General features: G+C 62.0%; 18 protein-coding genes and 1 pseudogene. 10 read left to right on the forward strand and 9 right to left on the reverse strand.

Annotated features, from left to right (window positions below):
- The first annotated feature begins 62 nt into the window (after positions 1 to 62).
- Complete coding sequence (locus BN1134_RS00255) at positions 63 to 398, forward strand: winged helix-turn-helix transcriptional regulator (protein WP_042044544.1); 336 nt, start codon at positions 63 to 65, stop codon at positions 396 to 398.
- A gap of 390 nt (positions 399 to 788) precedes the next feature.
- Here the strand turns inward: BN1134_RS00255 and BN1134_RS00260 are convergent, their stop codons facing one another.
- Both BN1134_RS00260 and BN1134_RS00265 read right to left on the reverse strand, forming a co-directional pair.
- Complete coding sequence (locus tag BN1134_RS00260) at positions 789 to 1,346, reverse strand: hypothetical protein (RefSeq protein WP_042044545.1); 558 nt, start codon at positions 1,344 to 1,346, stop codon at positions 789 to 791.
- Positions 1,347 to 1,543: 197 nt separating this feature from the next.
- Positions 1,544 to 2,197 (reverse strand): acyl-homoserine-lactone synthase, encoded by a 654-nt coding sequence (locus BN1134_RS00265; RefSeq protein ID WP_042044547.1) that lies wholly within the window; start codon positions 2,195 to 2,197, stop codon positions 1,544 to 1,546.
- A gap of 62 nt (positions 2,198 to 2,259) precedes the next feature.
- Here BN1134_RS00265 and BN1134_RS00270 point away from each other — a divergent pair, with 62 nt between their 5' ends.
- The 7 genes from BN1134_RS00270 to BN1134_RS00300 all read left to right on the forward strand — a co-directional run bounded on the left by BN1134_RS00270 (position 2,260) and on the right by BN1134_RS00300 (position 10,827).
- Entirely contained in the window at positions 2,260 to 3,045 is a 786-nt protein-coding gene (locus BN1134_RS00270; protein ID WP_042044549.1) for a LuxR family transcriptional regulator, read from the forward strand.
- 352 nt (positions 3,046 to 3,397) lie between these two features.
- Positions 3,398 to 4,051 carry a LuxR C-terminal-related transcriptional regulator gene (locus tag BN1134_RS00275; protein ID WP_042044550.1) on the forward strand — a complete coding sequence of 218 codons (654 nt, stop codon included), beginning with the start codon at positions 3,398 to 3,400 and terminating at the stop codon, positions 4,049 to 4,051.
- Positions 4,052 to 4,130: 79 nt separating this feature from the next.
- Complete coding sequence (uvrA, locus tag BN1134_RS00280; protein WP_042044551.1) at positions 4,131 to 6,953, forward strand: excinuclease ABC subunit UvrA; 2,823 nt, start codon at positions 4,131 to 4,133, stop codon at positions 6,951 to 6,953.
- Between the two features lie 137 nt (positions 6,954 to 7,090).
- The gene (locus BN1134_RS00285; protein WP_042044552.1) at positions 7,091 to 8,758 is read left to right on the forward strand and encodes a sensor domain-containing diguanylate cyclase; all 1,668 of its coding nucleotides are present in this window, start codon (positions 7,091 to 7,093) and stop codon (positions 8,756 to 8,758) included.
- A gap of 197 nt (positions 8,759 to 8,955) precedes the next feature.
- Positions 8,956 to 9,567 carry an OmpW family outer membrane protein gene (locus BN1134_RS00290; protein ID WP_042044553.1) on the forward strand — a complete coding sequence of 204 codons (612 nt, stop codon included), beginning with the start codon at positions 8,956 to 8,958 and terminating at the stop codon, positions 9,565 to 9,567.
- 157 nt (positions 9,568 to 9,724) lie between these two features.
- Positions 9,725 to 10,126, forward strand: coding sequence for an acyl-CoA thioesterase (locus BN1134_RS00295; RefSeq protein ID WP_042044554.1), 402 nt, complete (start codon positions 9,725 to 9,727; stop codon positions 10,124 to 10,126).
- Between the two features lie 59 nt (positions 10,127 to 10,185).
- Positions 10,186 to 10,827, forward strand: coding sequence for a hypothetical protein (locus BN1134_RS00300; RefSeq protein ID WP_232300571.1), 642 nt, complete (start codon positions 10,186 to 10,188; stop codon positions 10,825 to 10,827).
- Between the two features lie 47 nt (positions 10,828 to 10,874).
- On the opposite strand, the pseudogene BN1134_RS00305 reads toward BN1134_RS00300, so the two are convergent.
- The 7 genes and pseudogenes from BN1134_RS00305 to BN1134_RS00335 all read right to left on the reverse strand — a co-directional run.
- Positions 10,875 to 11,576 (reverse strand): annotated as a pseudogene (locus BN1134_RS00305) (SanA/YdcF family protein); the annotation flags it as partial.
- A 133-nt stretch (positions 11,577 to 11,709) separates the two neighbouring features.
- Entirely contained in the window at positions 11,710 to 13,152 is a 1,443-nt protein-coding gene (locus tag BN1134_RS00310) for an AMP-binding protein (RefSeq protein ID WP_042044555.1), read from the reverse strand.
- Positions 13,145 to 14,077: an o-succinylbenzoate synthase gene (gene menC, locus BN1134_RS00315; protein ID WP_042044556.1), complete on the reverse strand. Its 933-nt coding sequence runs from the start codon at positions 14,075 to 14,077 to the stop codon at positions 13,145 to 13,147. Before menC ends, BN1134_RS00310 begins: the two co-directional genes overlap by 8 nt.
- On the reverse strand, positions 14,077 to 14,937 hold the full coding sequence (gene menB, locus BN1134_RS00320) for a 1,4-dihydroxy-2-naphthoyl-CoA synthase (RefSeq protein WP_042044557.1): 861 nt from the start codon (positions 14,935 to 14,937) through the stop codon (positions 14,077 to 14,079). Before menB ends, menC begins: the two co-directional genes overlap by 1 nt.
- Positions 14,934 to 15,683 (reverse strand): 2-succinyl-6-hydroxy-2,4-cyclohexadiene-1-carboxylate synthase, encoded by a 750-nt coding sequence (gene menH / locus BN1134_RS00325; RefSeq protein ID WP_042044558.1) that lies wholly within the window; start codon positions 15,681 to 15,683, stop codon positions 14,934 to 14,936. Before menH ends, menB begins: the two co-directional genes overlap by 4 nt.
- Positions 15,676 to 17,376, reverse strand: coding sequence for a 2-succinyl-5-enolpyruvyl-6-hydroxy-3-cyclohexene-1-carboxylic-acid synthase (gene menD / locus BN1134_RS00330; RefSeq protein ID WP_042044559.1), 1,701 nt, complete (start codon positions 17,374 to 17,376; stop codon positions 15,676 to 15,678). The genes menH and menD overlap by 8 nt, the downstream gene beginning before the upstream one ends.
- Positions 17,377 to 17,391: 15 nt before the next feature.
- Complete coding sequence (locus tag BN1134_RS00335) at positions 17,392 to 18,708, reverse strand: isochorismate synthase (protein WP_042044560.1); 1,317 nt, start codon at positions 18,706 to 18,708, stop codon at positions 17,392 to 17,394.
- A gap of 182 nt (positions 18,709 to 18,890) precedes the next feature.
- Here BN1134_RS00335 and BN1134_RS00340 point away from each other — a divergent pair, with 182 nt between their 5' ends.
- Together BN1134_RS00340 and BN1134_RS00345 are read left to right on the forward strand one after the other, a co-directional pair.
- Positions 18,891 to 19,796 (forward strand): 1,4-dihydroxy-2-naphthoate polyprenyltransferase, encoded by a 906-nt coding sequence (locus BN1134_RS00340; RefSeq protein ID WP_042044561.1) that lies wholly within the window; start codon positions 18,891 to 18,893, stop codon positions 19,794 to 19,796.
- Positions 19,797 to 19,898: 102 nt separating this feature from the next.
- The gene (locus BN1134_RS00345) at positions 19,899 to 21,734 is read left to right on the forward strand and encodes a M3 family metallopeptidase (RefSeq protein WP_042044562.1); all 1,836 of its coding nucleotides are present in this window, start codon (positions 19,899 to 19,901) and stop codon (positions 21,732 to 21,734) included.
- The last annotated feature ends 83 nt before the right edge of the window (positions 21,735 to 21,817 follow it).

Here is a 21,817-nt window from a genome sequence, read left to right on the forward strand (position 1 = left end):
TTTGCGCGCTGATCAACAGCATAGTAACTAAAAAGTAACCTCTACCGAGTATGAGACGCGATATGAACGAACCCCTTTGTCCCGCCTATTCCGTGTTGAGACTACTCAGCGGTAAGTGGAAGCCCGCAATTCTCTATCACTTGCGTGAGGGGAGCCTGCGTTTTGGTGATTTGCGGCGATCTCTGCCTGGGGTCAGTCAAAAGATGCTGACGGCTCAGTTACGTGAACTGGAAGCCGATGGCGTGGTGGTCCGCAGTGTGATGGCCAGCGTACCGCCACGGGTTGACTACTCCCTGGGTAAGTTGGGTAGAGCATTGCTTCCTCTTTTACAACAGATGCATGACTTTGTTGAAAAGAATTCAGATCTATTACCTGAGCGGAGGGAGAGGCAGGAGTGAAGAGAAGAGTATGAATAGTGCCTTCGGCCCATGGTCTATACCGGTAAACGAATGAGCCCTTTTGGCTCCTGCATTTTGATGCGGTGGTAAATCAGCCGTCATCGAATCTTAAATATCCTTTTTAGTGTCCGAACGAGTACGGCTCGATAATTTATGAGCCGTTCAGGCGCATAGGCCGGATGTATTTGGTCTTGAGTCAGCAGCCATGAATTTAGTCGCTAACGCATGGCAGGCTCTGCGGTTGTTGTGATAGCAGGCAGTAGAATTTGGTTACTATCACTAACGTGTTTCAATTCGTAATTGGGATATATATTGCTGCGGCTGAATATGCCGGTTGTGGGAAATATATAAAAATAGCGACCTATGGTCGCCATTTCCAATGTGTCGCTATCAACTAGCGTAGGGGACGGATGAGTGATGGAGAACGATGCGGATCTGACCATCTTCCCCCTTACGAAAGCCCCAGGTCTTATCAACAGTGGTGGTTTTGCCATCGGCGTCGGTCAGGTGCACCTTGCCCATGGTATAGGCGCTGTCACCGGAGAGTTGGATCCCGGCATTTTCCACCTTGTAATCTTTCCATCCCTTGATGGCGAACCCCTTATCGATCGGGAAAGATGGATTGCCACCGATGAAGTAGGAGAGCGCGCCCTCGCGGGTTAGCCGGAAGGTTTGCTGGCCGCTTGCCAGGGTCGGTTTGAACAACACCACGCCTTGTGCATAGCCATAGGCATTGTCGATCACGGATTCGGCCGTGGTTTTTGCCTTCTCCTCCCCACCTGCGGCGTAGTCATCGCTGATCTGGATCAGCGCCTTGGCCCAGGCCTCTTGCGCTGCGATCACTTCATTTTCACTGATGTTCCGATTGCCTATTTCAGCTGCGCTGAGGGCTCCGCTGGTACCCAGGATCATCATGGCGAGCAGAGAGCGGCGTAATGTGAATGTCATCGATTTTAATCTCCTTTTTATTAGTGCGGGTTTAATTATGAAAAAGATTCATGAATGAAAATTGAAACATTTATTCAGGATGAATCAATCTTGGAATGTGATGGAGAACAATGAGTTAGGTGCTGATTGAGCCTTTTGGCCGCTTGATGGCTAGGATGGTGCCGGGCCCAGCAGTATGGGCCCAGCTGGTTGTTGACTCAGCGATACGGATGCATAAGAGGAAGTCTGATGTGGGAGGGAACCTGTGGATAGGGGGTGTAGTGGCCGCTGAGGGGAAGATCAACTGCGTTGGCGAGCGCCTCACCAACCGCCAGCCTGATTCCTAAGCCTTTGACGACGCCGAGATCGACGGGTTTGCCGTGACCGAGGCGGGTAATCGGCAGGTTGAGTCGCCGATAGATTCGCTCTACGGGTGTACTGGCTACCCCGATGAGCTCTGTTACGCCATGTTCCATCGCATAGGCATTGGTTTCACGAAACAGCACCAGGGTCAGCTCGCTGACGCCATTGCCAAAGCGCGGGGCGCGCTCGGCATCTATGGCTAGTCGGGTCATCTCCCAACTTTGTGCGGTGCGGGGGGCCGGTTCACCGGCCAGGGTGGAGGGAAAAATATCGGGCATCATATAAGGCCCATCACAACTGAGTAGTCTGACGCAGGCAATCAGCCCTTCATCATCCTCTATCAATACCCATCTGGTCTGCTCCGTATCATAGCCGTCCCGCTCCTGATCCCCTTCGGGTGAGACTTCCCAGCCCAGTCGGTCGGCAAAGACTTGCTTGCGGAACTGGTAAAGTTGGCGGGATATGCTCGGATTGGGATGCTCGGAAAGGGTTCCTCTAAAGATATACATAGTGCTCTTCTCCACGACTCGCGTTTATAATTCCGCTCACCACTGGACGCGGGAGCGGAGACATGAATCAAGACCGGCAACTTGAATATCTGGAGCAGTTTTCGTTGGCTTCGGACGCACAGGCGCTGTCGACCCTTATTGGTCGATTTACCCGTGAAATGGGATATGACTATTTTGGTTTCACCCTGATTTTGCCGATGTCGATGCAGCGTCCCAAGGTGGTGCTGTTTAACGAGTGTCCCGACTCTTGGGTTCAGGTCTATACCGAAAATCATCTGATGACCCGGGATCCCATCATCCATTTGGCGCGAACCCAGACATTGCCGATCTACTGGAACCGGCTCGATGAGCGAGCCAGTTTCCTGCAAAAGGAAAGTTTGATCGTGATGGAGCAGGCGGCTGATTTTGGCCTGCGCAATGGCGTGTCGTTCCCGCTCCATGGGGCCTGTGGGGAAAGTGGCATTCTCTCTTTTATCACCCGCGAAGCGGCCTCGACCGAGCTGCTGCTGGATACCTCGCCGATCCTGAGCTGGCTTTCTCACTACATCTTTGATGCCGCCATCAGGGTGGTGCTGGCGACCATGCCGGAGGGGAAAGAGGAGCCGTTGACCGAGCGTGAAACCCAGTGCCTGTTCTGGGCGAGTGAAGGGAAAACGTCGTCGGAAATTGCCTGCATCCTGGGGATTACCGAGCGCACCGTTAACTTTCATCTCAATCAGGTCACTCGCAAGACGGGCACGATCAACCGCTACCAGGCCATAGCGAAAGGGGTCAATCAGGGGATTATTCGCCCCAATCTGGAGCAGGTGGTCATCACCAACTACTCGTCCCGGCGCTGGCTGCAGTAACGAGAAATCAAGACATCTTGGTCAGGGTCTGACGGGTCGACAATTGCCAGATCCTGCAATTGACAAGGTTGCGGTTAATGAGGGGGTTGGCCATTCTTTGAATAGAACGGCCCTCTTATAGAGTGTTTTGTCAGCTTAAAAAACCACTATGAAGCAATTCATACTGAAGTATGTCCATTGGGGCAGAATCTTTAACCCAAATGGGGGTGGTTGATATCTATTTGTATTATAAGAAAAATGCGGGTTGTAACGGCGCCTCATGCTTTTTTAATACTGAGACTTTTACCAGTGCTGAATTAATCTTCTCGTGAAGTGTGTGAAAGTTTTGGTTATTAGCAGTAAGGAAACAGTGATGTCCGTGGCGCATCATATAGGTCTCATCACCGAGGATAATTTACAGGCGGATATGCTCCGTCATTACCTCATGGATCAACTGGCACAGGATATCGTGCTGGTTCGACAGACCGAGGAGCTCTCCATGCTCTGCTCTGTGATCCCCCAACTGCTGTTGATCGATTTGGATTATCTCAAAGGGCTGCATGGCTCCCGGTGGCGGGAAGCCATCATGGCGCAGAGCGCAGGCGCGAGGGTGGTGTTGCTCAATGCCCCCCATGATGTCGGGCACGAGATGCTGGTGGATTGGCCCAACCTGAGCGGCCTGTTCTTTCGGCGAGATCCCCTGCAACAACTGGTCAGCGGTATTCGCAGGGTGTTGCTGGGAGAGATGTGGTTGCCGCGTCAGTTGATGAGCGAGTTGCTCTGTTATTACCGCGATAGCCAGCCACAGGGGCGACGTCAGGTCGTAGGATTGACCCTGCGTGAACAGGAGATCCTTCGCTACCTCATGACGGGGGCATCAAACGGTGAAATTGCGAACAGCCTGTTCGTGAGCGAGCACACCATCAAGTCGCATCTCTATAACGTATTCAAGAAGATCCACGTGAAGAACCGGTTGCAAGCGGTGCAGTGGGCCAAAGAGCATCTTGACGCTAGAGGCTGGCGCTGAGTCCCCGCCACTGTCTATTCATCCAGTATTCTCTGTGCGATACTCACCCGCCTGACGTGTCGAAACGAGCGTGTGCAAGATGGAAAAAATAGTGGTCCGGGGTGCCCGCACCCACAACCTTAAGAACATCAACCTGACCCTGCCCCGCAACAAGCTGATTGTGGTCACCGGCCTCTCTGGCTCGGGCAAATCCTCCCTGGCGTTCGATACCCTCTATGCCGAGGGGCAGCGGCGCTATGTGGAGTCGCTTTCGGCTTATGCCCGCCAGTTTCTCTCTCTGATGGAGAAGCCGGACGTGGATCATATCGAAGGGCTCTCGCCGGCTATCTCCATCGAGCAGAAATCCACTTCGCACAACCCGCGTTCCACGGTCGGCACCATTACCGAAATTTATGACTACCTGCGGCTGCTGTTTGCCCGGGTCGGTGAGCCCCGCTGCCCGACTCACGGCATCCCGCTGACCGCCCAGACCATCAGCCAGATGGTGGATCAGGTGCTGGCGCAGCCCGAAGGCGCCAAGCTGATGTTGCTTGCCCCTGTGGTGCGCAACCGTAAGGGGGAGCACGTCAAGCTGCTGGAGAACCTAGCTGCCCAGGGCTACATCCGTGCCCGTATCGACGGCGAGGTGTGCGATCTCTCCGATCCCCCGAGCCTGGAGCTGCAAAAAAAGCACACCATCGAGGTGGTGGTGGATCGCTTCAAGGTGCGCGACGATCTGCAACAACGCCTCGCCGAGTCGTTCGAGACGGCGCTGACCCTCTCGGGTGGCATAGTGCAGGTGGTGCCCATGGACGGGGAGGAGGGGGTTGCCCCCATGACCTTTTCGGCTAACTTCGCCTGCCCTGAGTGTGGCCATTCGGTCTCCGAGCTGGAGCCGCGCATCTTCTCGTTCAACAATCCGGCCGGGGCGTGCCCCACCTGTGACGGGCTCGGGGTGCAGCAATATTTCGATCCGGATAAGGTGATCCACGATCCGAGCCAGAGTCTGGCCGGCGGCGCCATCCGTGGTTGGGATAAGCGCAGCTTCTACTACTTCCAGATGCTCAAATCGCTGGCCGAGCACTATGAGTTCGATCTCGAGGCGCCGTGGGAGGATCTGCCGCCCAAGGTGCAGGAGGTGCTCCTGCGCGGCTCCGGTCGCAGCGATATCGAGTTTCGCTACATGAACGACCGTGGCGATGTGGTGGTGCGCAAGCATCCGTTCGAGGGGATCTTGCACAACATGGAGCGCCGCTATCGGGAGACCGAGTCCAACGCGGTGCGCGAAGAGCTCTCCAAATACATCGCCAACAAGCCCTGCACCAGCTGTGGTGGCAGCCGGCTGCGTGAAGAGGCGCGTCATGTCTTCATCGAGAACCGCAACCTGCCGGCCATTGCCGACGACTCCATCGGCGATGCGCTCAGCTTCTTTGCCGGCCTGACCCTGACCGGCCAGCGCGCCCAGATTGCCGAAAAAATCTTGAAAGAGATCGTCGAGCGACTCGGTTTTCTGGTGAACGTGGGTCTCAACTACCTGAGCCTGTCGCGCAGTGCCGAGACTCTCTCCGGTGGTGAGGCGCAGCGCATCCGGCTGGCCAGCCAGATTGGCGCCGGTCTGGTGGGGGTGATGTATGTGCTCGACGAGCCCAGCATCGGCCTGCATCAGCGTGACAACGAGCGGCTGTTGGGCACCCTGACCCATCTGCGCGATCTCGGTAACACGGTGATCGTGGTGGAGCACGATGAAGATGCGATCCGGCTTGCCGACCATGTGCTCGATATCGGCCCCGGAGCCGGGGTACACGGTGGCAACATAGTGGCTCAGGGCACGCCCCAGCAGATCATCGACAACCCGGAGTCGCTGACCGGTGACTATCTCTCCGGCCGCAAGCAGATTGAGGTGCCGCGCGAACGTACGCCACTCACCGGCAAGTGGTTGAAGCTCAAGGGGGCGAGCGGCAACAACCTGCGCAACGTCAACCTGGACCTGCCCATCGGGGTAATGACCTGTGTCACCGGGGTCTCCGGCTCCGGTAAGTCGACCCTGATCAACGATACCCTGTTTCGCATCGCGCACCGGGAGCTGAACAAGGCGACCGAATCGACGCCGGCGCCTTATCGCAGCGTTGAGGGGTTGGAGCATCTGGACAAGGTGGTCGACATCGACCAGAGCCCGATCGGCCGCACTCCGCGCTCCAACCCGGCGACCTACACCGGCCTGTTCACCCCGATCCGCGAGCTGCTCTCCGGCACCCAGGAGGCGCGGGCTCGTGGCTACCAGCCGGGCCGCTTCTCCTTCAACGTGAAGGGCGGGCGCTGCGAAGCCTGCCAGGGGGATGGGGTCATCAAGGTGGAGATGCACTTCCTGCCGGACGTCTACGTGCCGTGCGACGTCTGCAAGGGACAGCGCTACAACCGCGAGACCTTGGAGGTGAAGTACAAGGGCAAGAACATCCACGAGATCCTCGAGATGACGGTGGAAGATGCCCGGGCCTTCTTCGATCCGGTGCCGGCGGTGGCGCGCAAGCTGCAAACCCTGATGGACGTGGGGCTCTCCTACATCCGCCTCGGTCAGTCGGCCACCACACTGTCAGGTGGCGAGGCGCAGCGGGTCAAGCTGGCGCGCGAGCTCTCCAAGCGCGATACCGGCCAGACCCTCTACATCCTGGATGAGCCGACCACAGGGCTGCACTTTCACGACATCCAGCAATTGCTCAAGGTGCTGCACCAGTTGCGCGATCGCGGCAACACCATCGTCATCATCGAACACAACTTGGACGTCATCAAAACCGCCGACTGGATTGTCGATTTGGGGCCGGAAGGGGGCTCGGGAGGGGGCCGCATTCTGGTGACGGGGACTCCGGAGGCCATCTGCGACAATAGCGAGTCGCATACCGCGCGTTTCCTGAAGTCGATGTTGTGACCAAGAAAAGTGACCAAACAAGGGGCCTCTGGCCCCTTTGTTTTTAGGTGGTTCAATGCCAGCATACGCCGGCCCAACTCAGGTTCTATCGATAAGATTCACCATAATAAGGGCGAACGGCCTCAGGAGCCTCAGGCATGAACAGATCGACGCGGACTATCAACTATCAGGTGGCGTTCTCCATGGCGCGGATCTGGGCTATCGCCATGGGGCTGCTGGTGATGCTGTTGTTCAGCATACTGGTGCCTGAGTTGCGCCGCATGGAGCAGCAGCAGATGCGCCAGCAACTGGCCCGGGCCGTGGGGTTGATCCAGACCGACCTCGAGAGCCTGCGCGCCTTTGTCAGAGACTGGGGGGCCTGGGACGATGCCTATCACTTTATGGCCGAACACGATAGCCGCTTCATCCGCTCCAACCTGTTAACCGACATGCCGATGCAGGATTTTCGGTTAAACGTGATGAGCTTTCTCGATCTCTCGGGTAACGAGCGTTGGAGCCGGGTCCGCATGCCGGATGTAGACCCCGAGCTGCTGCTCGACTACCCCCCCTTCTTCGAACGTCTCAAGCAGGAGCTACTCCCTCAGGTGGACCGTGATGGCCTGCAAGGGCTCAAGAGCACCAGCTGGGGGCCTGCCCTGTTTGCCATCTTTCCCATCACCGACTCCCAACGCAGCCAGCCCCACAACGGCTATCTGCTGGTGACGCGCTGGCTCGACGACTCCTATTTGCAGACCCTGTCGGAGCGGGTGGCCGCCCCATTGCAGCTGCGTGAGCTGGAGCATGCGGGGGAGACCCGTCACTTCATGCGGCTGCATGAGGGCTCCCTCTATCGGGTAGGGTATCGGGGGCTGGGGATCATGTGGGGCGAGGTGCTGCTGCTCGATAGTCAGGGCAAGCCGGGGCTGGTGTTGCGGCTGGAATCGACCCGCGACCTCATTCGCGGTAGCGCCCAGGTGTTGCTGTGGACTCTGCTGGGGACATTGCTGATCTGCCTGCTGTGTGGCTTGCTGGCGTTTCGGCGGTTACAGGCGATCGTGCTACAGCCGCTCGACGCCCTGATCCATGGGGTGCAGCAATATGCCTATGATGCCGAGGTGCAGCATCTGCCCAGCATCGACTCCAGCCGCGAGATGAGCATCTTGACCCGCCGGTTCCGCGAGATGGCGCTGCGCCTGAGCCAGCGCCAGCAGGCGAGCCAGGCCTATGGCCAGCGCATGGAGCAGGCGGCTTACCTGGACCCGCTGACCCACTGCTTCAATCGACGTTATCTGGATACCTGGTTGGAGCAGATCGACTATCGCACGTCACATCATGTGCTGATGATCCTCGATATCGATCACTTCAAGCTGGTCAACGACACCCATGGCCATGACATGGGGGATCAGATCCTCTGCCAGTTTGCCGATGTGTTGCGCCGCCAGTTGCGGCATGGGGAGCGCTTGGTGCGGCTGGGAGGGGAGGAGTTTCTGGTGATTGGCGAGTGTGACTCGCCGGCGCAGGCGAAAGCCATGGTGGGGCGGCTGCGGCGGGAGATTGGGCAGAGTGATTTTGGCTCGCCTGAGCTACCGCTTGGCATGACGGCTTCCATCGGTTTCTGCCTCTATCCGCTGGGGGCCGAGAAACACCAGGCCGGTTGGAAGTTGTGTCTCAAGCTGGCGGATATGGCGCTCTATCGGGCCAAGTTGAACGGACGCAATACCTGGGTGGGCGTGACCTGTGATGTCGATGGGCCATTGCCACTGCTACAGGCCGAGGAGTTGATCCGGCGGGAGGTGGTGCATCTGCTGCAACCGGAGGATGAATAGGTTGATGTGATATGCGGCATTGGGTGAATTGTTATGTTGGGCGTGATGGCTGTGGAGGGCACGGCGGTCATTGCGAAGGTGATTGGTACATCCATCTTTACATTGAGTAACAATTGAGCTAAATCAACTGACGGGACGTTACCTTCCCGTAAAGTGTGGGTGCTTGCAGCACAACTAACACTAAAAAGGTAATAACGATGAAAAAGTCACTTCCTCTGCTGATGACCGCTATGTTGGTTTCCCCCTTGGCAATGGCCCATCAGGCCGGCGACATCCTGGTGCGTGGCGGTATCGCCGTCGTCTCCCCGCAGGAGAGCAGCGATGACGTTGCCAACTCCGGTGAACTGGAGATCGACAGCAACGCCCAGCTCGGGCTGACCCTCTCTTACATGATCACCGACAACTGGGGGGTTGAACTGCTGGCCGCCACGCCGTTCTCCCACTCCGTCAGCACTCCGGGTCTGGGTGAAGTGGCCAAGGTCAAGCACCTGCCGCCGACCCTGATGGCCCAGTACTACTTCGGCAATGCCCAGAGTAAGGTGCGTCCGTATGTCGGCGTGGGGATCAACTACACCACCTTCTTCGACGAAAAGGGCAAGGGCGCACTGGCCGGCACTGATGTCAGCGTCGACGACTCCTGGGGTGTGGCCGGTCAGATTGGCGTGGATATGGCGCTCACCGATCGCTGGTTCGTCAACGGCTCGGCCTGGATCATCGATATCGACACCGACGTAAATACCGCCGTCGGTACCATCAAGACCCACATCGATCCCATGGTGTTCATGGTCGGGATGGGCTACCGCTTCTGATCTCGCTTCAGCTAAAAGGGCCCGCATCCTGGGCCCTGCACGCTCCTTGGCCCGACTGGTTCGGGCCTTTTTGTCTCCGCAAGAGGGGCAATGCAGACTTGAGTCACCCGTCGCGGCGGGTTAGCCTGAGCGCCGGTTTGACGACAAGGAAGCCACGATGCTGGAGATGCAGGTTGATCCGCGCTTTCAGGAGACCGACGCCCTCGGCCACATCAACAACACGGTACCGGCGGTCTGGTTCGAAGCGGCCCGAGCGCCGCTGTTTCGGATCTTCACCCCCGATCTCGATGTGCGGCAGTGGCGGCTGATCCTGGCGGGCTATACGGTGCAGTTCAAACGCGAACTCTTCTATGGCGAGCCGGTTACCATTCGCACCGGCGTCAAGCGGATTGGCTCCAGCTCGTTTACCCTCTGGCAGGAGGCCTGGCAGCAGAAAGTGCTGGCGGTCACTGCCGAGACCACCCTGATCCATTTCGATTACCCGACCCGCTCCCCCGTGCCACTGACCGAGCATCATCGCGAGGGGCTGCGGGTCTGGCTTGTGGAGGATACCCATTGAAGCTCTCCCCCCTTCTGCCATTGACGCTGGCGGCCACTTTTCCTGCTATGGCGCTACCCATGATGACCCTTGATCAGCAGTTCGACACGATGGAGAAGGCGGCCCGTGGCGCCCTCGATACCCGCCAGTTCACCTTAGATGGGGTGGTGGTGACCGCTTGGCTGGATGGTGACATGCCCGTCATCATCGCGGTGCCACGCCTCGATGAGAAGGGGCAGGAGCAGGGGGTGAACCGTTACTACTTCAAGGGCGGGGTGCTGTTTGGAGTGCGTGAGCCCGAGTCGCGCTTTCAGTTCGAGCAGGGGAAATTGATGGCCTGGCTGGATGAAGAGGGTCAGCCACAGCCCTTCGTCAGCCAGGTCAGCCTGGCGCAGCGTGAACAGTGGCTGCTCAAGCGTGCCGCGCAACTGCGGGGGCTGTTCACGCCGAGCCGGGGTGAGCAACTGCTGGATCGCCAAGACCCTTCGGTCAAGGTCACCGGTACCGATCGCACCCAGTGGCTCTGTCACGACAAGCTGGTCACCCTGACCGGCGGCGAGAAGGTGATCTTCGACGCCGGCAAGGTACAGGCCTCGGAGCAGGGCGTAAAGGGCAGGGTCAGCCTGCTAAAGGGGGATGACTGGCAGGATCTCGATATGCAGTGCCACGTTCGTGGCTACCGGGTGGTGAGCCTCATCTGGCGAGCGCCCAAGAGGTCATGAAAACGCGGGGCCCAGGCCCCGCTTTTTCTTGCCGCAACGGCCTATTGTTCGGGCAGGCAGGGCTGCTGGGTGCCGATGGTGCTAAGAGAGTGGCAGAGGGTGGGGGCGCCAATGGCGATCGGCTCACCGAGGAATTTGGGCTCTTTGCTGAGAATGTAGAGATCGAGCAGGCTCATGAAACGGGCGAAGATCTCGCGCACCCGGGTCTTGAATCCCTCGTGGGGCGCCACGTCGGGGGCGTTGAAGCCGATGGCATCGATGCCGAAGCGGTGGGCGATGAAGATGGCGCGCTCGTTATGGAATTTCTGGGAGACGATGATGTAGGAGGCTTGGCCGAACACCTCCTTGGCCCGCACCACCGAGTCGAGGGTGCGAAACCCGGCGAAATCCATATAGATGGCGGAGGCGGGGATCCCGGCTTTGATCAGGGCGCGGCGCATCAGGCGCGGCTCATTGTATTGCACGGTGGCATTGTCACCCGAGACGATCAGGTAATCGACCTTGGCGTTGTTGTAGAGTTCGATCGCCGCCTTGATCCGATTGCTGAAGTAGGGGTTGTGACCTCCCCCGACCAGATACTTGGATGTCCCGAGCACCACCGCCACCTTGTGATAGGGCACCTCGGTGACGTTGTCGTAGGTAAAGCGGGCCGTCTTGGAGACGCGCCACTCCCCGTAGCCAAGCAGCCCCAGCGCGATGGCCAGCAGCAGTAACAGTATGGCGAGGAGGAGTAAGGCAAATCTCTTCATGAGCACCGGTGGTTCGAGGCGAATGGCCGCATTCTATTACAACTGGCGCGCTGCGTCAGCGCGGGCGGGCAGATCGATTCAGCCAGCAGTAAGCGAAAAGGGGGCATTTGGGCCGGCGATACGGGCAAGGGGCTTATCGCTTCACCTGCCGCTCCCCTGATTCGTGGCCCGGCTTTTGTGTGGCGTGAGCGGATGAATGCCGGCTCGCTGCGACGATTTTGAGCTGCTGGCGGGAGGGCTTGAGCGCGCCCCCCAGATCGGGCCAGGGCAGCCAGTCATCGGGCACCATGAAGCCGGGAAGGGCGGCCCGAACCCACTGCTCTAGCTCGAGTTCGCTCATCGGCTCGCCTTGCCAGTCGATGAAGCAGGCCGGCCGCTCCCCCCACTCCTCGCTGGGGACGGGCACCACCAGTGCCTGTGCAATGGCGGGGTGATCGACCAGTCGCTGCTCTATGGTCTCGGGCTGGATATTCTCCCCTCCCGAGATGAAGAGGTTGTCGAGTCGCCCTTCCACCACCAGTTCACCCGCCGCCGTCAGATGGCCCTTATCCCGGGTATGAAACCACCCTTGTGCATCGCGGGCCGGATCGAGCCCGGCGGGGTGGTCATAACCGAGAAACAGGGTGTCACCGCGCACGCAGATCTCCCCCTCTTCAATTTTCACCTCGCGCCCCGGCAGCGGATGGCCGACCAGACCGGGGTGACCTGGGGTGGCGGTGCACACCTGGCTGCCCATTTCGGAGAGGCCGTAACTCACCTTGGGGGTCAATCCCATGGCGCTGAGGCGCTCGACCAGCGGCGCCGGGATGGCGGCCCCGCCCAACAGCAGTTCGCGCAGGCGGGTGCGGGCAGGATGGAACCCTTCGGCCAGCAGTCGCCACAACTGGGTCGGCACCAGGGAGAGGTGGGTGATGGGCTGGGTCTCGAGACGCGCCTTGAGGGGGCGATCCCGTTCGTCGAGCACCAGTGCGGCGCCGGCCAGGAAGACCCGAAACAGGATGGCGTAGCCACCGACGTGAAACAGCGGCAGCGAGAGTAGCCAGCCGCAGTCGTGATCGAGGGGAATGAGGCTGGCCGAACCGCGTGCCGAGGCCAGGTGGTTGGCCAGTCGGTGCAGCACCGCCTTGGGCTCTCCGCTCGAGCCGGAGGTGAGGATGAGGTTATTGGGCTGCTCTGGCGCCAGCCACCCCTCGTCGGTGGCTTCACGCTCACCGGCAAAGTCGAGCCGCAATCGGCGCCACGGGCCTGCCACGTTGGCCTCGGCAGACCAGAAGCCGTCGATGTTGAGCCGGGTTGCCAGCGCCTGTTGCCGGGCCGACGGAAAGGCGGGATTGAGCGGGCAGAAGATGAGACCGAGCCGCACGCAGGCCCAGGCCAGCAGCACCCCTTCCTGGCTGGCGCGCACCGGGGCGGCCAGCCGCATGCCACGGTGCATGCCCTGTGCCTGTAGCTGGGCGGTGAGGTGGTTGAGCCGGCGATCCAGCGTCCGGTAATCGAGGGTGATGCCTTGGCTGATAAGGGCCGGCTGCGCCGGACGCGCGTTGGCCCAGCGGCGAACCGGACAAGCTTCAGCCATGTTGCCACACGGTATCGAGCTGGCTCATCTCCGGGGCTCCCTCTTTCCCCATCAGGTCCCGAGCGAGGAAACGGCGGGTGCCGAGCCCAGGGGCCTGCTGCGGGTCCCACTCGGCGCCAAGCTGGGCCAGTTGGGCCAGACCCAGGCCGGACTCGAAGCAGGAGGAGACGATCACCTTGAGGTGCAACTCGCGCGCCTTGGCAACCAGCGCCTCGCAGTGGCACAGGGAGCCGAGCAGGGTGGGCTTGAGCACCAGGGCCCGCAGCTGGGGGATAGGCTCCCACGGTTTGCCTTGGGCCAGCAGCTCGTCGAGGGCCACCGGCATGCCGGTGCGGTTGGCCACGAAGCGGATGTCGTCGAAATCGGCGCACGGATCTTCGAGGTACTCGATGCGGGCAGGATCGAGGTGCAGGCAGAAGGTCCACGCCTCTTCACGGTTCCATCCCTGGTTGGCATCGAGGATCAACTTGAGATTTGGGTTGCGATCGAGCAGCAAGCGGATCAAGGCCAGCTCGTCGCGCATCGGATAACGGGCCACCTTGAGCTTGGCCTTGTTGGTGGGGGCGTTGTGCAGCACCACCTTCCAGTTCTTGAGCAGATCCTGGGGGGCTCCCTGGATCAGCGGATAGGGATCGGGCAGCGGCGCCTTGAGGGTGGGCCAGCTGCGACGGGCGCAGTCGAGGCCGAACTGCACCGAGGGCAGGGTGGCGGTGATGGTTTCGCCGCGGGCCAGCGCCTTGAGGCAGAGCAGGGCCTGCTCCTGCGCCTCGGCCAGGGTTTCGCGGGAGAAACCGGGCAGGGGGGCAATCTCCCCCCAGCCGCCATTTATGTTGACCAGCAGGCCCTGACGCACCGTTTCGACCCGGCCATGAAACGTCAGGGGGTGAGTAAAGGGCAATTCGTAGCGATACAGGGCCAGTTTCATCAGGGGTTCCGTTTGAATTTGGAAAAATCAGGACGGCGCTTCTGGTTGAAGGCGTTGCGTCCTTCCTGACCTTCATCGGTCATGTAGAACAGCATGGTGGCGTTACCGGCCAGCTCTTGCAGGCCGGACTGACCGTCGCAGTCGGCGTTCAGTGCCGCTTTCAGGCAGCGCAGTGCCATCGGGCTGTGTTGCAGCATCTCGCGGCACCAGCGCACGCTCTCGCGCTCCAGCTCGGCCAGCGGCACCACAGTGTTGACCAGACCCATGTCGAGGGCTTGCTGCGCGTCATACAGGCGGCACAGGAACCAGATCTCGCGGGCCTTCTTCTGGCCGACGATGCGCGCCATGTAGGAGGCGCCCCAGCCACCGTCGAACGAGCCCACCTTGGGGCCGGTCTGGCCAAACATGGCGTTGTCGGCGGCGATGGTGAGATCGCACATCATGTGCAGCACATGGCCACCCCCGACCGCATAACCGGCCACCATGGCGACCACCGGTTTCGGGCAGGTGCGGATGTCGCGCTGGAAGTCGAGCACGTTGAGGTGATGCACGCCGGAGTCATCGCGATAGCCGCCGTAGTCGCCACGGATCTTCTGGTCACCGCCGGCGCAGAAGGCCTGATCACCGAAGCCGGTCAGGATGATGGCGCCGATGTGGTCGTCATAGCGGGCGTCGGCCAGAGCCTGGATCATCTCCTTCACCGTCTGGGGACGGAAGGCGTTGCGCACCTGGGGGCGGTTGATGGTGATCTTGGCGATGCCCTCGGCGGACTTGTGGTAGAGGATGTCCCCGTAACCGGCGGTACAGTCGCGCCATTCGGCGGGGGCATACAGCTGCGCTTCGGTCATACCTTCAATCATGTGCTCTTCTCTTCTGGTTGAGTGGCCCAGCGAGCCAGCTCGCGGGCATAAATCTCGGGGAGGGCGGCGTGCAGATTGTGCCCGCCATCCAGCACCCGCAGGTCGATTGTTGAACCCGGCGTCGCCAGTTGGCAAGCCAGGTTGTGGAATTTGTGATCTCGACGCCCTGCCACATAGGTGACGGGCAGCGTTGTGGTGGCCAGCCAGGTGCGCAGCTCCGGCTGGTGGCCGAGCGAGGTGGCGCGCAGCATGGCGGCAACGGCCTCGCCCCGGTTGCCGAGGCGCCGGATTATCAGGTGCTCCCGCTCTTGGGTGTCGAGATCCGAGAAGACCCCCTGGCAGTACCAGTCATGCAGCACGGTCGGCAGCGGCTCGCTCTCGAAACGGCGGGCCCAGCGAGCGTCATGGGCCAGGCGCATGGCGCGTTCGACTTCGGGCAGGCCGGGGTGGCTGTTCTCCAGCCACAGCGCCGTCAGCCCTTGTGGCTGCAAGCTGGCGTGATAGAGGGCGATGCGTCCGCCGAGGGAATAACCGGCCAGCCGGTAGCGGGTGACGCCGTGCTGCGACAGGGTATCACGCAGCCAGCGATCGCACTCGGCAAAATCGGCCACGTCGAGATCCCGCTGCTCACCGTGTCCGGGCAGATCCAGCGCCAGCCAGGGGCCGGTCAGATGATGGGTGACCGAAGCCCAGTCGTGCCGGTCACCGAGCAGGCCGTGCAGCAGAACCGTGGTGATCTCAGCCATGCAGCGCCCTCCCCAACGTCTTGAGATCGTCGCTGACCCCCTCGCTTGGCACCCTGATCTCGATCAGGGTCACCCCGGATTGCAGTGCCGAGCGATAGGCCTGCTCGAACGCCTCCAATGTCTGTGGCGCGACATAGTTCAGGCCGAACATGGCCGCCGCATGGGCGAAGTCGAGGCCGTGCGGCAGCCGGTAGTAGCTCTCCCTGAGCCCCTCGGCGGTCGGCACCGGCAGCATGTTGAAGATGCTGCCGCCGTCGTTGTTGAGCAGCACCAGCACCAGCGGGGCACGCCGCTTGGTGAGCAGCGCCAGGCTGTTGAGATCGTGCAGGGCGCTGAGATCGCCGATGAGCAGGGTGGTGGGCAGCGCACTGCTCTCGGCAAAGCCGCAGGCGCTGGCGATGAGGCCGTCGATGCCCGAGGCGCCGCGGTTGGTCATCACCCGGCTGGGGCCATGGCCCGGCGTGCCCAGCATGTCCATCAGTCGCGCCGGCATGCTGTTGCCAACGAACAGTTGCCCTTCGATCAGGCGGTTGAGGCGATGGCAGACGCCGAGCTCGGAGAAGTGGGCGCAGGCCTGCTCGATCTGCGCGGCGACTCGCGTCAGCATGGGGGCCAGCGTGGCCCAGCCGGACGGCGCATGGTCGATGGGATGGGCGGCGGCAAAATCCGGCGCCGAGCCAAGCAGGCGGCGACGCACCCGGTAGTCGGGGTCGAGGCGGGCCGGCTGGGGATCGACCAGCCAGTAATCCTGCCAGGCGTGGTCGCACACGAAGTGGGCGAGGCGCTTGGAGATGAGGCGGGCACCAAATTGCAGCAGTACCTCGGCGCGCCCTAGCTCGGCGCGAAAGGCCGAGTCGTGCAGGGCAAGATCCGTGTGCAGCAGCGCCCGCGGGTCAAAACGCAGCTGGCTTTGCAGATCGGCGATGAGCGGCCAGTCGAGCCGCTCGGCCAGTGTCGCTACGGCATCGGCCTCCTCGGGATCGTCGATACGCCCGGCGATGATGAGGCCACGGCGCGCCGCGAAACTCGGCCACTGCGGCTGGGGCGTGATGGCTCGGGGCGGCTCTTGCCATGGGCCCCACGGGGCGCCGCTCGTCAACCAGTCTCCGAGGGGGGCCAGGTAGTCGGCAAAGTCGGGCTGCTCGGCACCTGGGTAGAGGGGCTCGGGATACATGCAGTTGAGGTGCACCACGCCCGGCGTGCGGCGCTGCACGGCGAGCGCCTGATCCACGCAGCTCAGCACGAAGGGGGCGGCGATGGTGGGGGTCGGGCTCGGCAGATTCTGCTGGTACACCGGGTAGCGGGCGAAGATCCCCTGCTGATCGATGGCCTGGTTGGCGCCGTTGTCGATGAGCTCGGGCGGCCGGTCAGCCGACAGTATGATGAGCGGTACCCCGGTCAGCTGGGCCTCGGCCACGGCGGGCCAGAGGTTGGCCACGGCGGTGCCCGAGGTGGTGATGACGGCGACTGGCCGGCCGCTGCCCTTGGCCAGGCCGAGGGCGAAGAAGCCGAGGCCGCGCTCATCGAAATGCACGTGGCGGCGCAGGCCGGGGTGAGCGGCGGCGGACATGGTCAGCGGTGCGCTGCGCGAACCGGGGGCCAGTGCCACGTCGCGCACCCCCAGACGGTAGAGCTCCTCGAGCAGGAGCGCAGCCCAGAGGTGGTTGAAGGTGGCGTGACGGCTCGCGAACATGGGATCTCCTTCGGGCTAGCGCTGCTCCAGCAGGGAGAGCACGTTACCGATCTTGTTGTCGAGTTCGGCCCACTCGGCGGCAGGCTCAGATCCGGCGACGATACCGGCACCGGCGAACAGGGTAACCGACTTAGCATCGAGCAGGGCACTGCGGATGCCGACGGCGAACTCGCTGGTGTCGCGACTGAGCAGGCCACAGGCGCCGGCATACCAGCCGCGTTGATAGGGTTCGTGATGACGGATGAAATCGAGCGCCGCCTCGCGCGGGGCGCCGCCGACCGCCGGGGTCGGGTGCAGCGCGGCCAGCAGTTGCCAGTCACACACCTCGGGCTTGAGCGCGGCCTCGATGTCGCACTTGAGGTGCTGCAACAGGCGCAGCTTGAGGATGCGCGGCTCGGTCAGGCTGGTTTGCTCGGCCAGCGGGGCCAGGCGTTGCAGTATGTCGGCGTGTACCAGCCGGTTTTCCAGCCGGTTCTTGCTGTCGGCCAGCAGTTCGGCGGCCAGGGCCGCGTCCAGCGCATCATCACCGCTGCGACGAATCGTGCCGGCCAGCGCCTCGGTGAAGAGATGGCGTCCCTCGCGCCGGTAGAGGCGCTCGGGTGAGCAGGAGATGAAGGCTTGCTCGGGGGCGAACTCGAAACCGAAGTGGAAGCAGTCGTGGGCCCGTTCACGCCAGGCAGCCAGCATCGACCAGGGGACGATCCGGATCGGGCTATCGAGGCGACTAGCCCGTGACAGCACCACCTTGGGGGTGTGGGCCTGGAAGTCGGGGGCCGTGACCTGCTCGACCAGTGTGCGCCACAGCGCCGGGTCCGGGCTGTCGCTGCGCACGAAAGGTTGAGCCGGCAGCGGTGGCAATGGCTGCGCCGGGCGCAGCGCTTGCAGGGCCTGCTCGGCGGCGGCCAGTTCGGCCTCCCGATTGCAGGCATCGAGGCAGAGGTTGAGGCACAGGCTCACCTCCTCGCCACGGCGCACCAGTTCGATCCGTGGCAGCACGAAGCGACAGGCACCGAAACCGGGCCAGCCGGGGGACGTCGGATCGAAGGCGAGGCCGCCAAAGTAACGCGGAGAGTCGGCGCCCGCCTCGGCGACCTGTTTGCACAGGGCGGTCAGTTGCTGGGGATCCTCCAGGGTGTGAATGCTGCCGAGCGCGGCGTACTCGGGCCGCTCTGCACCGCGGGAGTGCCAGTAGATACGCGGATAGAGCGGTTGCGCCGCCAGCCAGCCGAGGAAGGAGTCGACCACGAACGGGATCCGCAGGCGAACAAAGCCTGTGGTCGCGTCATGGCGAAGGGCGTCCAGTTGTTGCAGGAGATGTGTGGGTGCCAGCATGGGTCAGAGTTCGGAGGGCGCAGCGCCGGTGTGTGCCAAAAGGCTAACAATTCATATATATTAACGGCCCATTCTTCCATGTAAATCATCTGGACATCTGATCCCGGGGCGTGGCCAGTATAAGGGGGGAGCCCCCGCCATAACCTCGACAGGATCAATATCCGGCTGCTTGGCTACCGACTATGACTGAAAAACTCACCGCCTGGGTGCTGGCGGCTCGTCTGCGCACCCTGCCATTGGCCTGTTCCTCGATCCTGCTGGGTACTGGCCTGGCGGCTCGCAACGGCGCCTTTGACGGAGCCATCATGGGGCTGTCGCTGCTGACCGCGATCCTGCTACAGATCCTCTCCAACCTGGCCAACGACTACGGCGACGCCGTCTCGGGGGCCGATAACGAGGCGCGCATCGGGCCGCAGCGGGCCGTGGTTTCCGGCCTCATCAGCCGTGGCGAGATGGTGCGCGCCATGGTGCTGGTGGCCCTGGGGGCCGTGGCGAGCGGGTTGGGGCTGCTGGTCACCGCGTTTGGCAACAACTGGCTCGATGTGCTGCTGTTTGTCGCCTTTGGTGGCTTCGCCATCATCGCCGCCATCACCTATACGGTGGGTAAGACCCCCTATGGCTATCGTGGCTTTGGCGATATTTCGGTGTTCCTGTTCTTCGGGCTGCTTGGGGTGCTGGGCTCTTTCTATCTCTTCACCCACAGCCTGAGCTGGCCGCTGCTGCTGCCGGCGGCCGCCTGTGGCCTGCTGGCCACCGCCGTGCTCAACATCAACAACGTGCGTGACATCGAAGGGGACAGGGTGAGCGGCAAGATCACCCTGGCGGTGCGCCTTGGCCGGGAGAAGGCGATCGCCTACCACTGGGTGCTGCTGGGCGCGGCGCTGTTACTGACCATCGCCTTTTTGCTGCTGGAGGGAACGGGCCCCTGGCCCTGGATCTTCCTGCCGGCCCTCAAGCCGCTCAGCGGCGCCGCCCGCACCCTCTCCGAGACGCGCGACGGGGCACGCCTCAACGGGGCCCTCAAGCAGACCGCCATCAGCGCCTTCCTCTACAGCCTGCTGCTGGCCATCGGTCTGGCCCTGAGTTGAGGGCAGACAGGCCGATGCGGCTTTGTTAGTGTGAAAAGGGGCGCCAGTGGCGCCCCTTCGCTATGACAAGGTGGGGAAAACCCGACCGATGAGAGGGAATTTATGTCTGCCAGGACCTATTTTGACGAACTGAACCGGGACTACCTTGCGGTGCACCGACGCAAGGAGGATCTCTTCTGGGCCACCTACATGGGCACCAGCGACGATCAGGCCGGCTTCACGGCGGCCGAGCAAGCCTACAAGGCGTTTTGTGCCGATCCGGCGCGACTGCCACAACTGCGTGCCGCGCTCGAGCAGGCGGGTGACGACCCGCAGCTCGCCGCCGGCCTGCGTGGCTGGATCGCCTTTTTCGAGTGCAATGTGATAGAAGACTCGGCCGCCGCCCGCCTGATGGATGAGCTGGTGGCGGCCGAGTCGGCCCTGTTTGCGGCGCGGCGCACCCTGACGCTGACCCTGACGGGTGAGAATGGGGAGTCGTTGCCGGGCTCGCTGCCGGCGGCTGCCACCTTGCTCGGCACCAGCCCGAGCGAAGCGTCGCGGCGCAGTGCCATCGCCCTTTTCCATACCCTGGAGCAGTGGGTGGTGACGCACGGTTTTCTCGACATAGTGCGGCTGCGTAACCGTTTTGCCCGCGCCATGGGGTATCGCGACTACTTCGATTACAAGGTGCACAAGAACGAGCGGATGAGCCCAGAGCAGCTGTTTGCCGTGCTCGATGCCTTCGTGGCCGCCACCGAGGCGCGCTGCGTGGCCTCTCTCGCCGAGTTGCGGGCTCGTCACGGGGAGGTGGCCTGCGCCCCCCATAATCTGCGCTTTTTCTCCGGCGGGGATGCCATTCGCCAGCTCGATGCTTATGTGCCCTTCGAGCGCGCCTTGCGCGACTGGGTGGAGAGCTTCGCTCGCCTTGGCATCCAGTTTCGGGGCGCCACCCTGACATTGGATCTGCTGGAGCGGGCCGGCAAGTATGAGAACGGCTTCTGCCACGGCCCGGTGCCGAGCCACTGGCAGGGCGGGGTCTGGGTTCCCGCCATGGTCAACTTCACCAGTCTGGCGCGCCCGGATCAGGTGGGCAGCGGCTGGCGTGGCCTCAACACCCTGTTCCACGAGGGGGGCCACGCCGCTCACTTTGCCAACGTGACCGGCAATGCCCCCTGCTTCTCCCAGGAGTTCCCCCCCACCTCCATGGCCTATGCCGAGACCCAGTCGATGTTCTGCGACAGCTTGCTGGGGGATGCGGACTGGCTCAAACGCTACGCCCGCAACGAGGCAGGGGAGGCCATCCCCGATGCGCTGATCCACACCCTGATTGAAACCAGTCAGCCGATGCGCGCCTTCAACGAGCGGCAGATTGCCCTGGTGGCCTACTTCGAGCGGGATCTCTACCGGTTGGCGGAAGATGAGCTGACTGGTGATCGGGTGATCGCGCTGGCCCGCGAATGGGAGCGGCGTATCCTCGGCGTCGAGAGTCCGCGGCCGCTGTTGGCCATTCCCCACCTGCTCAACCAGGAGTCGGCCTGTGCCTATCACGGCTACCTGCTGGCCCAGATGGCGGTGGAGCAGACCCGCGCCTTCTTCCTGGCCCGCGATGGTTATCTGACCGACAACCCGCGCATCGGGCCGGATCTGGCCGCCCACTACTGGGCGCCGGGCAATGGCAAGAGTCATGATGAGACCTTGCAGAGCCTGACCGGGGAGGGGTTCAACGCCCACTATCTGGCTGAGGCGTGCAACCGGACGGTCGAGCAGACCTGGCAGGAGGCACAAGCCTGTATGGCGGCCGCCGCAGCGCGCGCTGCCCCCGGCGATGGTGTGCCGCTCGAGGCCATCATCCGGGTGGTGCATGGGGAGGAGCTGATCGCCGATAACTCTGAGTCGCAAGCGCGGATGCTGGACGACTTTGAGCGCTGGATCCGGGAGCACTATCCCGCCAGTCGGTGAGAGTGAGACTCGCTCGAAATCTAATCAGACGCCCTCCATCAGGAGGGCGTCTGTTTTTGTATGCATTTGTACGGATTAAAGGT

Origin of the sequence: Aeromonas simiae, from assembly GCF_000820125.1 — a bacterium.
GTDB classification, from domain to species: Bacteria; Pseudomonadota; Gammaproteobacteria; order Enterobacterales; family Aeromonadaceae; genus Aeromonas; species Aeromonas simiae.